This is a genomic window from Micromonospora sp. NPDC047756 (assembly GCF_055587245.1).
In genome coordinates this window covers 312,355-326,748 of record NZ_JBVJGQ010000009.1, presented here as the reverse complement: position 1 = coordinate 326,748, position 14,394 = coordinate 312,355, and the positions used below count along the sequence as shown (strand labels likewise).

The 14,394-nt window shown below is 72.1% G+C and carries 13 protein-coding genes; 8 read left to right on the top strand and 5 right to left on the bottom strand.

Annotated elements, in window-relative coordinates:
• The first annotated feature begins 6 nt into the window (after window positions 1–6).
• Window positions 7–1,596, top strand: a complete 1,590-nt coding sequence (locus tag ACZ6NZ_RS29140) for an MDR family MFS transporter (protein ID WP_366607898.1) — start codon at window positions 7–9, stop codon at window positions 1,594–1,596.
• Window positions 1,597–1,696: 100 nt separating this feature from the next.
• Here ACZ6NZ_RS29140 and ACZ6NZ_RS29135 read toward each other — a convergent pair whose 3' ends face one another.
• Window positions 1,697–3,523, bottom strand: coding sequence for a tetratricopeptide repeat protein (locus ACZ6NZ_RS29135; RefSeq protein ID WP_465861101.1), 1,827 nt, complete (start codon window positions 3,521–3,523; stop codon window positions 1,697–1,699).
• Window positions 3,524–3,712: 189 nt separating this feature from the next.
• Between ACZ6NZ_RS29135 and ACZ6NZ_RS29130 the strand changes: the two genes are divergently transcribed.
• Entirely contained in the window at window positions 3,713–4,744 is a 1,032-nt protein-coding gene (locus tag ACZ6NZ_RS29130) for an SIS domain-containing protein (protein WP_357202824.1), read from the top strand.
• Window positions 4,745–4,769: 25 nt separating this feature from the next.
• Window positions 4,770–6,362: a histidine kinase N-terminal domain-containing protein gene (locus ACZ6NZ_RS29125; protein WP_366607902.1), complete on the top strand. Its 1,593-nt coding sequence runs from the start codon at window positions 4,770–4,772 to the stop codon at window positions 6,360–6,362.
• Between the two features lie 132 nt (window positions 6,363–6,494).
• On the opposite strand, the gene ACZ6NZ_RS29120 is transcribed toward ACZ6NZ_RS29125, so the two are convergent.
• Window positions 6,495–8,021, bottom strand: a complete 1,527-nt coding sequence (locus ACZ6NZ_RS29120; protein ID WP_465861100.1) for a glycosyltransferase family 39 protein — start codon at window positions 8,019–8,021, stop codon at window positions 6,495–6,497.
• Between the two features lie 320 nt (window positions 8,022–8,341).
• On the opposite strand from ACZ6NZ_RS29120, the gene ACZ6NZ_RS29115 reads away from it, so the two are divergent.
• Genes ACZ6NZ_RS29115 through ACZ6NZ_RS29100 form a run of 4 tightly spaced genes read left to right on the top strand, consistent with a single transcriptional unit; the run spans window position 8,342 to window position 11,755 of the window.
• Entirely contained in the window at window positions 8,342–10,054 is a 1,713-nt protein-coding gene (locus ACZ6NZ_RS29115) for a nitrite/sulfite reductase (protein ID WP_465861099.1), read from the top strand.
• Window positions 10,051–10,212, top strand: a complete 162-nt coding sequence (locus tag ACZ6NZ_RS29110) for a hypothetical protein (protein WP_366607912.1) — start codon at window positions 10,051–10,053, stop codon at window positions 10,210–10,212. The genes ACZ6NZ_RS29115 and ACZ6NZ_RS29110 overlap by 4 nt, the downstream gene beginning before the upstream one ends.
• Entirely contained in the window at window positions 10,209–10,970 is a 762-nt protein-coding gene (locus tag ACZ6NZ_RS29105) for a phosphoadenylyl-sulfate reductase (protein ID WP_465861098.1), read from the top strand. The genes ACZ6NZ_RS29110 and ACZ6NZ_RS29105 overlap by 4 nt, the downstream gene beginning before the upstream one ends.
• The gene (locus tag ACZ6NZ_RS29100; protein ID WP_465861097.1) at window positions 10,952–11,755 is read left to right on the top strand and encodes a sirohydrochlorin chelatase; all 804 of its coding nucleotides are present in this window, start codon (window positions 10,952–10,954) and stop codon (window positions 11,753–11,755) included. The genes ACZ6NZ_RS29105 and ACZ6NZ_RS29100 overlap by 19 nt, the downstream gene beginning before the upstream one ends.
• A gap of 108 nt (window positions 11,756–11,863) precedes the next feature.
• Here ACZ6NZ_RS29100 and ACZ6NZ_RS29095 read toward each other — a convergent pair whose 3' ends face one another.
• Window positions 11,864–12,121 carry a WhiB family transcriptional regulator gene (locus ACZ6NZ_RS29095; protein ID WP_088950012.1) on the bottom strand — a complete coding sequence of 86 codons (258 nt, stop codon included), beginning with the start codon at window positions 12,119–12,121 and terminating at the stop codon, window positions 11,864–11,866.
• Between the two features lie 449 nt (window positions 12,122–12,570).
• Window positions 12,571–13,521, bottom strand: coding sequence for a diacylglycerol/lipid kinase family protein (locus ACZ6NZ_RS29090; protein ID WP_465861096.1), 951 nt, complete (start codon window positions 13,519–13,521; stop codon window positions 12,571–12,573).
• A gap of 43 nt (window positions 13,522–13,564) precedes the next feature.
• Between ACZ6NZ_RS29090 and ACZ6NZ_RS29085 the strand changes: the two genes are divergently transcribed.
• Entirely contained in the window at window positions 13,565–13,954 is a 390-nt protein-coding gene (locus ACZ6NZ_RS29085) for a hypothetical protein (protein ID WP_366607918.1), read from the top strand.
• Between the two features lie 22 nt (window positions 13,955–13,976).
• On the opposite strand, the gene ACZ6NZ_RS29080 is transcribed toward ACZ6NZ_RS29085, so the two are convergent.
• Window positions 13,977–14,384, bottom strand: coding sequence for an ATP-binding protein (locus ACZ6NZ_RS29080; RefSeq protein ID WP_465861095.1), 408 nt, complete (start codon window positions 14,382–14,384; stop codon window positions 13,977–13,979).
• Between the last annotated feature and the right edge of the window lie 10 nt (window positions 14,385–14,394).

Sequence of the window (14,394 nt, the reverse complement as noted above, 5' to 3'; positions counted from 1 at the left end):
TTACCTATGACTCAGGCAACCCAGGCCGGCACGCGACCCAACAACATCCGGGTCGTGCTGTTCGGGCTGATGATCGCGATGATGCTCGCGATGCTCGACAACATGATCGTCAGCACCGCGTTACCGCGGATCGTCGGCGAGTTCGGCGGGCTCAACCACTTCACCTGGGTGGTTACCGCTTACGTCCTGGGCACCACCGTCTCCACCCCGATCTGGGGCAAGCTCGGTGACCTCTACGGCCGCAAGTCGGTCTTCCTGACCTCGGTCGTCGTCTTCCTGGTCGGCTCCGCCCTCTGTGGCATGGCCGGCTCCGGGATGTTGGGCGGTCCAGAGGACGGCATGGTCCAGCTCATCGCCTTCCGGGCCGTGCAGGGTCTCGGCGCCGGCGGCCTCATGGTCGGCGTGATGGCGATCATCGGTGACCTGGTCCCGCCCCGCGAGCGCGGGCGCTACCAGGGCATGATCGCCGGCATCATGGCCATCGCCATGGTCGCCGGCCCGTTGGCCGGCGGATTCATCACCGACCACCTCTCCTGGCGCTGGGCGTTCTACGTGAACCTGCCGCTGGGCGGTATCGCGCTGCTCGTGCTGATCAGCACCATGCACCTGCCGAAGTACCGCACCGAGCACCGGATCGACTGGCTCGGCGCGGGGCTGCTCTCGGTCGGCATCACCGCGATCGTGCTCATCACCACCTGGGGTGGCAACGAGTACGACTGGGTGTCACTGCCGATCATCGGTCTGGCCCTGCTGGCCCTCGTCGCGCTGGCGGTGTTCGCCGTGGTGGAACGCCGGGTCCAGGAGCCGATCCTGCCGCTGGCGCTCTTCGCCAACCGCAACTTCGCGCTGATCTCGGTGATCGGCTTCCTGCTCGGCTTCGCGATGTTCGGCGCGATGAACTTCCTGCCGCTCTACCAGCAGACCGTGCAGGGGGCCTCGGCCACCAACAGTGGTCTGCTGCTGCTGCCCCTGATGTTCGGCATGCTGGTCGTCTCGCTGGTCATCGGCCGGGCGATCACCCGCAACGGCAAGTACCGGGCGTACCCGATCATCGGTGGCGTGGTGATGACCGCGGGCATGGCGCTGCTGTCCATGCTCGACACCGACACCAGCAAGCTGATGTCGTCGCTCTACATGGTCGTGCTGGGCGTCGGCATGGGCTTCCTCATGCAGACGTCGATGCTGATCGCGCAGAACAGCGTGGAGCAGAAGGACCTCGGCGCGGCCAGCGGCGCGGCCACCTTCTTCCGGTCGATCGGCGGTTCGTTCGGCATCTCGCTGTTCGGCGCGATCTTCGCCAACCGGCTGGCCAGCTCCGAGGGCGGTCGGGCCTTCGGCGGTGAGTCCGGCGGCGCGGGGATGGACCTGGAGAAGCTCAAGGAACTGCCCGCCCAGGCGCGCGAAGCGGTGCTCGGTGGTCTCTCCGACGCCATCTCGCACGTCTTCCTCTGGGCGGTGCTGTTCACCATCGTGATCCCGGTGCTCGCCTGGTTCATCAAGGAGATCCCGCTGCGCACCGCGAACGAGGCGCCGCCGCAGGCCACCCCGGAGGAGGACGCCGAGGTCGCCCTCGGCAAGGCCGCCCCCGTCGCGTAACCCCCAGCCCCCGCGATCTTGCACTTTGTGTGGGTACATAAGCACTGTTTCCGACAAGACGGCGACAGTAAGTGCAAGATCGCGGGGTTGCGGGGGGAAGTCAGCGGCGGAGCAGGCGTTGCCAGAGGCGGCGCAGGGGGTTGCGGGGGCGGGGAAGTCGGGGGGCGTTGGCTCTGAGTAGCTCGGTGGCCAGTGCTGCCGTTGCCGGATCCAACTGCGGGGCGGCGAGTGCCAGGTGCGCCAGCGAGGCGGCGATCGGTACCGGTCGGCTGCGCGCCACGGCAGCCGCGTCGGCCAGCCGCTCGGCCACCACCCGGGCCACGTCCGGCCGCACCGAAGGATCCACCCAGGCGGCGGTCACCAGGGCGAACAGCGCCGCCTCGGTGACCCAGTCCTCGACGCCCCAGATCAGATCGAGCAGCACCCGGCGTCGGGTCGAGCCCTCCCACGGCTCGTCGGTGCGGTGGTGCAGCAGCCCCAGACAGGCCCACACCTGGACTCCACGCACCCAGACCGACGGGTCGTGGGCCGCCAGCAGCCGACCCACCGCGTTCGCCGGTGCCGCCGGCGGGTGCACCAACAGGCCGAGCAGGTCGTCGACGTCGAGGCCGGCCAGACCCACCGCCGCGTCGTACGCCGCCGGCGGGTGTGCCCACGCCGGGTGGGCGATCTGCCCGATCCGTTCGACAGCCGTCGCCGAGGGCGCCGCCAACGCGGGAGTGGGAACCGCGTCCGCGTAGTGCCACAACCGCTGAGCGGACTCCCGCCGGGGCTCGCGCGGGTCGGGTTCCGGCGCGCCGACGACCTCGATCCGCAGCCCGGGGGCCGTGGAGATCGCCGTCCCGACCGCGCTCGGCGGGGCGGCGGCGGAGAGGCGTACGGAGCCGCCGAGACCGTTGTCGTCGTCGGCCACCGCCTGGCGCATCGCGTCGACCAGGGGCCCGCCGGCCGGGGTGAGTTGGCCGAGCCAGGGCCGGCCGCGGCAGCACTGGGCCAGGTCGCCGTGCTCGTGGCTGTCGTCCGGGTGGTCCCGGACGAAGTCGGCGAGCGCGACCAGGTGGGCGAGGTCACCGTCGCGCAGGTGCCGCAGGCGGTGAGCGGTGTGCACCGCACAGTCGAACGACGGATCGCGCGCCAGCGCCCGCTCGGTCCACTCCAACGCCTCGTCCAGCCGGCCGATCTCGGCCAGCGTGCCGGCGATGTCCGCGTAGATCGCCAGGTCGTCGGGGTCCAGCTCGACGGCGCGACCGAGGGCCGCGAGGCCGTCGCGGGTCCGGCCCGAGCTGCGGTACGCGTAGCCGAGCCACACCTCGCCCATCTTCGAGGGCTGTGCGCGTACTCCCCGGGTGGCCCAGCGGACCGCCAGCTCGACCTCGCCGAGGCGTCGGGCCAGCGCGGACGCCGCGCCCAGCAGCAGGCCGTGTTCGGGGTGCACCGTCGCCGCGTTGCGGGCGAGCGTGAGGTACGGGGTCAGCGGGGCCCGGCCGATCCGCGGCACCGGGTCGGGCAGTGCGGCGCAGACCTGCATGAGGACGCGGGCGATGTGCTCCGGTTCCAGTCGTTCGGCCAGCTCGGGCGCGGTGACCCAGGGCACGCCGGCCCACTCGGTGCCGGGCGCGTACGACGTCGCCGCGGCCAGCAGCTCCAGCCCTTCGGCGGGACGCCCGGCGGTGGCGAGGAGGTGGGCGCGGGCGACCACCGCACCGACGAAGGTGTGGTGGTTGATCGGAAAGAGGTCGAGGCCGCCGCCGCTCGACACGGCCAGCCGGGCGAGGGTTTCGTGCACCTCCGGCAGGGTGGGGGCCCGTGCCAACGCGCCGGCGACGTGGCCGGCAGCGTGGTGCAGGTCGCCCTCGTCGAGTGCCAGCCGGGCCAGCGCCAGCTCCTCCGTCGCGGAGAGCGCGGGATCGTCCGTTCCCTCGGGCACGTCGTCCTCTCGTGGCAGTTAGACCGGGCGCAACGGGTAAAGCGTAGTTGATATTGAGATCAACTGGTGATCAGCTGCGCAGTCCTGCTCGTTCGATTGCCGAGATACGCTCAAAAGTGCAAGACTGAGCAAGAATCGCGCGGCAACCGCGCAGGGAGTGGGGTTTCCGTGACACGTGCAGGGGCTGGAATGGCCGCCGACATCGACGAGCAACCGGCCGGCTACGCGCGCCTGCTCTCCGCCGCCAACGCCGCCGAGATCGCCCGGGTGGCGGCGGTCATCGCCGAACGCCGGCCACGCCACGTGGTCTTCACCGCGCGGGGCACCTCCGACCACGCGGCGCTCTACGGGGCCTACCTGACCGAGATCCGGCTCGGCCTGCCCGCCGGGTTGGCCTCGCCCAGCGTCGTCACCCTCTTCGGCGCCCGCCCCGACCTCTCCGACGCGCTGGTCGTCGGGGTCAGCCAGAGCGGCGGCTCGCCCGACCTGGCCGAGGTGCTGCGTGCCGCCAGAGCGTCCGGTGCGCTGACCCTCGCGGTGACGAACGCCCCCGACTCGCCGCTGGTCGACGTGGCCGAGCTGAGCGTCGACATCGCCGCCGGGCACGAGCGGGCGGTCGCCGCCACCAAGACGTACACCGCGGAGCTGCTCGCCCTGCTGATGCTGGTGGAGGGGATCCGGGCCGGCGACGGCGTGCTCCCCAACGCCGAACGGGAGGCGCTCGACGCACTGCCCGAGCTGGCCGCCCGCACCCTCGCCGACGGCACCCCGGCCCAGCTCGCCCCGCGCTACCGGTTCGCCCGTCAGCTGGTCACCACCGGCCGGGGGTACGCGTACCCCACCGCCCGGGAGGCCGCGCTGAAGCTGATGGAGACCTCGTACCTGCCGGCGCTCGCCTTCTCCGGCGCCGACCTGCTGCACGGCCCGCTCGCCATGACCGACCCGGAGGTTCCGGTGCTCGCCGTGGTCGGCTCCGGTCCCGGCGGCCGGTCGATGGGCGAGGTGCTGCCCCGCCTCGGCGAACGCCGCGCCGACGTCGTGGTGGTCGGCTCCGCCGACGTGCCGGGCGCCACCCGGCTGGCCGTCCCCGAGGTCGACGAGCGCTACGCCCCGCTGCTGGACATCCTGCCGATGCAGCGGTTGGCGCTGGCCCTGGCGCTCACCCGGGGCGAGGACCCGGACGCGCCGCGCGGGTTGAAGAAGGTCACCGCGACGATGTGAGGCGCGGCGTGGCACCCTGGTCACCGTGTCCACGCTGCGCGACCTCGCCGAGGAGCACACCCATCTCCGTCCGGCCGACATCGACCACCTGCACCGGATCGCCGGCGACTGGCAGCTGCTCTCCGATCTGTCCTTCGCTGACCTGCTGCTCTGGGTGCCGGTCGACGCCGACGGCACGTTCCTCTGCGTCGCCCAGGTGCGCCCGACCACCGCGCCGACCGCCTACCAGGACGACCAGGTGGGCCGGATCGTCGGCGGGCCGGAGGTGGCCCACCTGGGGGTGGCGTACTCCCAGGGTCGGATCTGGCGTGAGGGCGACCCGGTCTGGTACGGCGACGTGCCGGCCCGGCACGAGGCGATCCCGGTCCGGCTGCGTACCGCCGAGGGGGAGGCCGGCGAGGTGATCGCCGTGGTGGGGCGGGACACCAACCTCTCCACCGCGCGTACGCCCAGCCAGCTGGAGCTCAACTACCTCACCACCGCCGACGACCTGGCGCAGATGATCGCGGACGGCACCTTCCCGCCGCCGCGGCATCCGGGCGAGACCACCTCGGCGCCCCGGGTCGGCGACGGCCTGGTCCGGCTCGACGCCGGCGGCAAGGTCACCTACGCCAGCCCGAACGCGCAGTCCGCGTACCGCCGGCTGGGCTACGCCTCGCACCTGGTGGGGGAGGACCTGGCCGCGTTGCACCGCCGCCTGGCCGGCGACCCGCTGGACGGCACCGAGGCGTCGAACGGCATCCTGGCCGCGCTGCGTGGTGAGGCGCCGCCCCGTCGGGAGATCGACGCACGAGGTGCCACGATGCTCACCCGGGCGCTGCCGCTGATGCCGGCCGGGGTGCCGATCGGAGCGTTGGTGCTGGTCCGGGACATCACCGAGGTCCGCCGCCGGGACCGCGCGCTCATCACCAAGGACGCCACCATCCGGGAGATCCACCACCGGGTGAAGAACAACCTCCAGACGGTGGCCGCGTTGCTGCGGTTGCAGGCCCGCCGGGTGGCCATGCCGGAGGCGCGGGTCGCGCTGGAGGAGTCGGTCCGTCGGGTCGCCTCGATCGCCCTGGTGCACGAGACGCTCTCGATGTCCAGCGACGAGGCGGTGGAGTTCGACGGCATCGTCGACCGGGTGGCCAGCGCGGCGACCGAGGTCGCGGCGACCGAGGTGAGCGTCGGCATGCGTCGGCGGGGCAGCTTCGGGGTGCTGCCGGCGGAGATCGCCACCTCGCTGGTGATGGTCCTCAACGAGTTGCTGCTCAACGCCGTCGAGCACGGTTTCCCGCCGGCCGACGAGGGGGAGGAGAGCCCGGTGGCCTCCGCCTCCGGCATGGTGCCGGTCGCCGCTCCCGAGGTGGACCCGTCGCTGCGGCCCGAGGTGGTGGTCTCCGCGCACCGGTTCCGCAAGATGCTGCACGTCTCGGTGACCGACAACGGGCGCGGCCTGCCCCCGGACTTCGACGCCGAACGCGGGAGCCGGCTCGGCCTCCAGATCGTCCGAGCCCTGATCACCGGGGAACTGCGCGGGACCATCGAACTGCGCGCCGGCGCCAACGGCGGCACCGAGGCCGTGCTGGTCGTCCCGCTGGCCCGCACCACCAACGACGGCCGCTCGCAGGCCTGACCCTCCGTGCCACCTCCGGCGGGGCGGGTTCCGTGGCGGGGTCGGATGTCAGGACGGGCGTGATGTCTCCCAGTCATCCTGATGACTGGGAGACATCAGACGCATCGAGGTGGGCGGGCCGGCGACCCGGGGTCAGCGGTCGGAGCGGCTGGTCAGCAGGGCGACGGTGAGGCCGGGGCGCTGCCAGACCTGGGCGACGGTGAAGTCCCTCCGGAGCGCATCGCCCTTGGCGTCGGGCACGGCGGTCAGCGGCTCGGCGTGCCGGCCGGAGACGACGAGCCACACCCGTGCCGTACCGGCCAGGCACGGTGCCGGCTGGGGGCACTCGGCGGCCCACAGATCGCCGCGGCGGACCTCGTCCTCGGTGACCAGCACGTCGCGTGGTGGGTCGCTGAGGTGGTACTCGATGCCGAGATCGAGAAAGAGCCAGCTGTGCCGGGGCGAGTAGACCACCGCGTCACCGGGGCGTTGACCGTCGGCGATCACCCGGGCCGCCCCCGCGTAGTCCACCGGCGCGCTGCGCGGCCACTCGTGGGTCCGTCGTAGCGCGGCCTGATCGGGCAGGCCGAGCAGCCCGGCCAGGACCACCACGACGAGCACCGCCGGAGCGGTCACGGCGGCCAGCGCCGCGCCCGCCAGCAGGCACGCGAAGGGCACCACGAAGACCAGATACCGGGGCACCCACAGCGGTACGACGGTGCCGGCGGCGAAGAGCAGCAGTACGGGCAGCAGCACCGCGCCGACCGGCAGCAGGGCGCGCCGCCCGAGCCGTGCCGCGCCCAGCGCGGCGACCCCGAGCAGCAGGCCACCGACGACGCTGCTCTGGGCCACGCCGCCGGGCAGTGCGGTCAGGTCGTCCAGCCGGGCCAGGTGGACCCAGTTCAACTGCCGGGACTGCTGGGTCCGGGCCTTGACCAGCAGCGGGCCGGCGAGCAGGGCGACCGGCAGCACGGCGACCAGCCACCGCCACACCCGCCGGTCCGGCCCGGCGTCGGGCTGGGCCGGGGTGGCGATGCCGGCCGGGGTGGCGATGCCGGCCGTGGTCGGGCCGCGCCACCAGGCGACGAGGACGACCAGCGCATGGGCGGCCAGCAGGGTGAGCGCGATCAGGTGGATGAGCCCGAGAGCGACGACGGCGGCCGCGTAACCGGCCCAACGGGCCCAGCCCGGTCGGCGCAGCGCGACCACCAGCAGCAGCGTGGCGAGCACGGCGAGCATGGTGGCCAGCGCGTACGGGCGGGCCTCCTGCCCGTAGCGGGACGTGCCGGGGAGCACCGCGAACAGCAGCCCGGCGAAGAGGCCGCCGCGCCGGTCGACGAGGCGCGCGCCGAGCCCGGCGAGCAGCCCGGCGGCCACCGTCATCGCCAACACCGCCGGTACGCGCAGGGCGATGGTGGAGTCGCCGAAGACTCCCGTCCACAGGTGCATCAGCAGGTAGTACGGCCCGGTGGCGGCGTCGATGGTGCCGGCCAGTCGGGCCAGGTCGCCGGGCGACCGGGTGGCCGCGCTCCACGTCGCCAGCTCGTCGCGCCAGAGTTGGGCGGAGCCCAGCCCGGTCACCGTCACCGCCAGGGTCAGCAGCGCCGGGGCGAGCCAGACCGGCAGGCGGCGCAGGTGCTCCCACGCCGCCCCGGCCGACCTCTCGGACAATTGCCCCACGGTGCGAGCCTGCCACGACCGGCCCGAGAACTCGGCCCGTGATGTGGGATCCAGCACGCGGACATTGGCCGGCCCCCATGGGGTGTGGCAGCATGGGCCCATGACCGCCGCAGTCGTCCGCCGCTTCGTGGCACGTCGCCACGTCGATTACGGCCGCGTGCGCAGCGCGATCTGTCCGGCCTACTGACGACGCCCGACCAATCCGTCTCGGGCGCGCTCCGCGCCGGCTGTCTGAAGACACCGTTGTCCCGCCCGCTTCGCCGGGCCGGCCGCCGCGCCCCGCGTATCCCGAGGCACAGCAGACAACGGAGGACGCCGCGATGGCGGTCAGCAGCATCCCGGCCCGTTCCGAGGACCCGACGGCTCGCCCGGCCCGAGCGCCGCGCCGGCCACGGGGTGAGGGTCAGTGGGCGCTCGGCCACCGCGAGCCGCTCAACCCCAACGAGCGGATCAAGAAGGACGACGACCCGCTCAACGTCCGGGCCCGCATCGAGACCATCTACGCGCACCGGGGCTTCGCCTCCATCGACCCGCAGGACCTGCGGGGCCGGTTCCGCTGGTGGGGCCTCTACACCCAGCGCAAGGCGGGCATCGACGGTGGGCGTACCGCCGTGCTGGAGCCGCACGAGCTGGAGGACGAGTTCTTCATGCTCCGGGTCCGCATCGACGGTGGGCAGCTCAGCCTGGCCCAGCTGCGGGTGATCGCGGACATCTCCCGGGAGTTCGCGCGGGACACCGCCGACATCACCGACCGGCAGAACATCCAGTACCACTGGATCCGGGTCGAGGACATGCCGGAGATCTGGCGTCGGCTGGAATCGGTCGGTCTGCAGACCACCGAGGCGTGCGGCGACTGCCCGCGCATCGTGCTGGGCAGCCCGGTCGCCGGGGTGGCCCGCGACGAGCTGCTCGACCCGACCCCGGCGATCGACGAGATCGTCTCCCGGTACGTCGGCGACAAGCAGTTCTCCAACCTGCCCCGCAAGTTCAAGACCTCGATCTCCTGGCTGGTGGACACCCCGTACGAGTCGAACGACATCGCCTTCCTCGGCGTCGACCACCCGGAGCACGGGCCCGGGTTCGACGTCTGGGTCGGCGGGGGCCTCTCCACCAACCCGATGCTCGCCAAGCGCCTCGGCGTCTGGGTGCCGCTGGCCGAGGTGCCGGACGTGTGGGCCGGCGTGGTCGGAATCTTCCGCGACTACGGCTACCGCCGGCTGCGCAACCGGGCCCGGTTGAAGTTCCTGGTGGCCGACTGGGGCGTGGAGCGCTTCCGCGAGGTCCTGGAGAAGGACTACCTGGGTCGTACGCTGCTCGACGGCCCGGCACCGACCCTGCCCTCCAAGCCGGTCGACCACGTGGGCGTGCACGAGCAGGCCGACGGGCGGCACTACGTGGGCGCGGCTCCGGTGGTCGGGCGGGTCTCCGGGGCGCAGCTCAGCCAACTGGCCGACGTGGTCGAGGCGCACGGCAGCGACCGGGTGCGGCTCACCCCGTACCAGAAACTGCTGGTGCTCGACGTGCCGTCGGAGCGGACGGAGTCGCTGATCGACGGGCTGCGCGCGATCGGCCTGGAGGCCCGGCCGTCGGCCTGGCGGCGCGGCACGATGGCGTGCACCGGCATCGAGTACTGCAAGCTCGCCATCGTCGAGACGAAGGCCCGGGGCGAGGAGTTGGTGGCCCGGCTGGAGCAGCGGCTGCGCGACTTCGACGCGGACATCTCGATCCACATCAACGGCTGCCCGAACGCCTGCGCACGGACCCAGGTGGCCGACATCGGGCTCAAGGGTCAACTGGTGGTCGGCCCGGACGGCCGACAGGTGGAGGGCTTCCAGGTGCACCTGGGCGGCGGGCTGGGCATGGCCCAGGGGCAGACCGCCGGTTTCGGCCGCAAGCTCCGCGGCCTGAAGACCACCGCCGCCGAACTTCCGGAGTACGTGGAACGGCTGGCCCTTCGCTACCTGGCCGGTCGGAGCGAGGGCGAGACGTTCGCCAACTGGGTGATCAGAGTCGACGAGGAGGAACTGCGGTGAGCAGCGAGAACCGAGCGGCACCCCTGTACTGCCCGTACTGCGGCGAGGAGGACCTGCGGCCGCACGAGGCGGGTCACGGCGCCTGGGAGTGCCACGCCTGCACCCGGGTCTTCTCGGTGAAGTTCACCGGGCTGCTGAGCCGGGCGGTGGCCTCATGAGTCTCGTCTCGGCCGCGAACCTGCGCCTGGTGGGTCCGGGCGGCTCGACGCTGGCCGACCCGGCCGGGCGCGACCCGGACGAGCTGCGGGCCCTGGCCGAGCAGGCCGCTCGGGACCTGGAGGGCGCCCCGGCACTGGAGATCGCCCGCTGGGCGGCGCAGACCTTCGGTGAGCGGTTCTGCGTGACCAGCTCGATGGCCGACGCGGTGCTGGCCCACCTGGTCTCCCGGGTGGCCCCCGGGGTGGACGTGGTCTTCCTCGACACCGGCCTGCACTTCCCCGAGACGCTGCGGGTCCGCGACGAGGTCGCCCGGACGCTACCGGTGAACGTCCGGTCGATCCGGCCCCGGCTCACCGTCGGCCAGCAGGACGGCCAGTACGGCCCCCGGCTGTTCAACAAGTCGCCGGACGACTGCTGCCAGTTGCGCAAGGTGGAGCCGCTGGAACGGGCGCTGACCGGGTACGACGCCTGGGCCGCCGGGCTGCGCCGGGACGAGTCGCCGAGCCGGGCCAACACACCGGTGGTGACCTTCGACGCGCGTCGGGGCAAGGTCAAGGTCAACCCGATCGCGGCCTGGTCGCAGCAGGATGTGGACTCCTACATCGCCCGTTTCAACGTCCCGGTCAACGAGCTGTTCAAGCAGGGTTACGGGTCGATCGGCTGCTGGCCGTGCACCCGCCGTACGAAGGCCGGCGAGGACGCGCGGGCCGGCCGGTGGGCCATGTTCGAGAAGACCGAGTGCGGGCTGCACGTCTGACCTCCCCGGCGACGACCCCGACCGGCCCACCGGTGGCCGGCGGGGCGGATCCGGTCGTGCTGGTCGCGCACGGCAGTCGTGACCCACGGGCGGCCGATGCCACCCGGGCGCTGGCTCGGGCGGTGTCGGCGGCTCGGCCGGGCACACCGGTGTGGGCGAGTTGGCTGGACCACACCGAGCCAAGGCCGACCGAGGTGCTGCGCGACCTGGCCGTGGCCGGTCACCGCCGGGCGGTGCTGGTGCCGCTGCTGTTGACCGCCGCGTACCACCATCGGGTGGACATTCCGGCGGCGGTCGCCGCGGCGGCGCGGTCCGGGCCACCGCTGTCGGTACGGGTCACCGATGTGCTCGGGCCGGCGGACGACACGCCCGATCCGGGGCTGCTGGCCGGCCTGTGTCGACGGCTGGGCGAGACGCGTGAGGGCCGCTTCGATGCGTTGGTGCTGGCTGCGGCGGGCACCCGGGACGCGCGGGCGCGACGGTCGGTGGGCCGGGTCGCCGATGCGCTGGGCGTCGAGTTCGGGGTGCCCTGCCGGGTGGCGTACGCCTCGGCGGCTCCACCGGCGGCCGGTGTGGCGGTGTCCCGGTTGCGGGCGTCCGGCGCGCGTCGGGTCGCGGTGTCCGCGTACTTCCTGGCACCGGGGCTGTTCCACGACGCGGTGACCGAGGCGGCGGAGGCGGCGGGTGCGGTGGCGGTCGCCGCGCCGTTGACCGACGCGCCGGAGTTGGTCGAGTTGGTGCTGCGTCGGGTCGACGACCGGCCCGTGCTGGCGTCCACGGGCTGACCCGTGTCGGCACTGTGATTCACGGTGCCGCGCTGGGTGATCCGGTGCCGGACGGCAGAACGCCCCGGCGGGCGAACCCACCGGGGCGTGCGGCTGTGTCGTTGGGGATCAGGCGGAGTGAGCGCGCAGCACCCGGAGACCACCGCGCCGCTTGACGGCGCGCCGCTCTTCCTCGCTCATTCCGCCCCAGACGCCGGCGTCCTGACCAGACTCGAGTGCCCACTGAAGGCACTGGTCGGTCACGGAGCAGCGCCTGCAGACGGCCTTGGCCTGCTCGACCTGCAGGAGAGCCGGTCCGGACGTCCCGATCGGGAAGAACAGCTCTGGGTCCTCGTCGCGGCAGACACTATGGTGACGCCAGTCCATGGCGGCAACACTCCTCATTCTGGGTGGGTGGCGAACAATTGCTTGTCGTGCTTTTCCTATATGCATCCGCAGTGCCGATGGTGACAGTTAGCGTCCGTCCATTCGGCAGTGCGTGAGCAGGCGTTCAGCGCCGGGGACCTGCTGGAACAGCTCAACCTGACGAGCATATCCAGGCAATGTCCCGGTACTTCAAGTTCGCTTGTGAATACTTTCACGAACGGTCGCGATGTCAAGGGTGACGCTCGGAAAAACTCCGGGCGGTGAGCAAGCCCACAACCCATTTGTCCGGATTCCAGTGCTTTCCTGGTTACCCGCCGTGCCACAGTCGAGGATCAATATAGTACAGTCCGCGTGACATTGCTGACATTTCCGGCACCTGCCCCTCGGTGTGGCGGCGACCAAGTCGATCGGCTGTGGCCACCGTGTCGACCAAGGGCAGTACCCGAGACCTAGCAGATTACTCTCAGTGCGGCGGGAACGGAGGTGAATCTGACTTTCTCCCGCTCGCCGAGATAGTCCCCGTCCAGCTGGAACGCCTGCGGACGGCTGGAGACCAGCGTGAACTCCGCTGTGTCATGGAGTCGTAACACCTGCCGACCGCGTGGATCCGGTTGCCGGGACAGGAACTGCGTCACCGTCCGTGTTGTGCTAGCCACCCGGAGCTGACGCAACGCCAGCACATCCAGCCCGAGATCGAACGACGCCGCCGGGTTCGGGTTGACCTCCCGGTCGCCCAGGTACGTCCACGGTGCCGTGTTCTGGATGATGACGGTGGCCAGCTCGGCCTCCGCCGGCTCGCCCGGACGCTCCAGGACGATCGCCGGGTGCCGACGGTCCGAGGCGAAGAAGTACTGACTCATGATCGAACGCAGATAGAGCGACGGCGTGGAGACCCGCCCCTTCCGCCGGGACTGCTCCACCCGGTGGATCACCGCGGCGTCCAGGCCGAAGCCGGCGCAGAAGGTGAAGTAGCGGTCGTCGGCGAGACCCAGCCCCACCGTCCGGCTCCGGCCCAGCCGCAGCCCTTCGAGGATCATGCTGGTCGCCTCCGGCCACTCCCGAGGCAGACCCACCGCGCGGGCGAACACGTTCGTCGAGCCACCGGGGACGGTCGCCAGCGCGGGCAGTCGCTCGGCCATCGGCGCGTCGCCGGCGCGAATCGGCGGTTCGGCCGTCATCAGGCCGTTCACCACCTCGTTCACAGTGCCGTCGCCACCCAGGGTGACGACCAGGTCGACGCCCTCAGCGGCTGCCTCCCGGGCCAGCGCCACGGCGTGCCCCCGCCGACGGGTGTAGCGCACGCTGAGATCGACCTCGCTGCGCAGCGCCCGGACGAGCACGTCCCGGCTGCGTTCGCTGGTGGTGGTGGCCTTCGGATTGACCACCAGGACGGCCCGCATGGGCGGCACTGTACCTTCCGGCAGCCCGAGTATCGTGGCGCGCGTGACCATCGACTCGGACCCGATCCCCGTCACGCTCCGCTGGGCGGTCCGGCTGCTGTGGGTAGAGGCGGCCGTCGTCGGGCTGATCGCCGTCTGGCTGGTCTGGGCCGACCTCACCGCCACCCGCACCGATCTGCTGGCGGCATTGCTGGTGACCGTGTTCGCCGTCGGGGCGGCCGTCGCGCTCTGGGCCCTGGGTCGCGCGCTGCTGCGACGTCAGGCGGGCGCACGAGCCCCCGCGATCGTGCTTCAGCTGATGCTGCTGCCGATCGGGTGGTTCATGATCCAGGCCGGCCTGGGTTGGCTGGGTGTGCCGCTGATGGTGTTCGGCCTGGGCGTAGCCTGGCTGCTGATCTGCCCACCGACGACCCGCGCCCTCGGCGTCGAGTGACCGCGCCGGTGCCTCGGACCGGTCAGTAGCCGCCGGAACGGCGGGTGAGCAGCGCGATCGTGGCTCGATCGTCGGCGGAGGTGGCGGACGCCGAGGTGGTCAGCGCGGTGAGCACCTTCCAGGCGAAGGACGACTCGGCGGGCAGGGTGGCGCCGCGCACCGTCGGCACCGTCACCTCGACGGTCAACGCGTCGTCGGTGACCGCGAAGCGGCACTCCAACTCGGCGTCACGGGTGGCGATGGCGAGCAGCATGGCGCACGCCTCGTCGACAGCGATCCGCAGATCCTCGATCTCGTCGAGCGCGAACTGCAACCGGGCCGCGAGACCTGCGGTGGCGGTGCGGAGCACGCCGAGGTAACCGCCGTCGGCAGGCACCGTGAGGTGCACCACGTCGTCGTCGGTCGCTGGCTGGCCAGTCAGTTGAGTCACGCCTCATCCC

Bases quoted from the DNA above. Each gene is read 5' to 3' on its own strand.
- ACZ6NZ_RS29115 (WP_465861099.1), top strand. From the start codon at position 8,342: ATGGCGGTCAGCAGCATCCCGGCCCGTTCCGAGGACCCGACGGCTCGC.
- ACZ6NZ_RS29130 (WP_357202824.1), top strand. From the start codon at position 3,713: ATGGCCGCCGACATCGACGAGCAACCGGCCGGCTACGCGCGCCTGCTC.
- ACZ6NZ_RS29090 (WP_465861096.1), bottom strand. From the start codon at position 13,521: ATGCGGGCCGTCCTGGTGGTCAATCCGAAGGCCACCACCACCAGCGAA.
- ACZ6NZ_RS29105 (WP_465861098.1), top strand. From the start codon at position 10,209: ATGAGTCTCGTCTCGGCCGCGAACCTGCGCCTGGTGGGTCCGGGCGGC.
- ACZ6NZ_RS29095 (WP_088950012.1), bottom strand. From the start codon at position 12,121: ATGGACTGGCGTCACCATAGTGTCTGCCGCGACGAGGACCCAGAGCTG.
- ACZ6NZ_RS29140 (WP_366607898.1), top strand. From the start codon at position 7: ATGACTCAGGCAACCCAGGCCGGCACGCGACCCAACAACATCCGGGTC.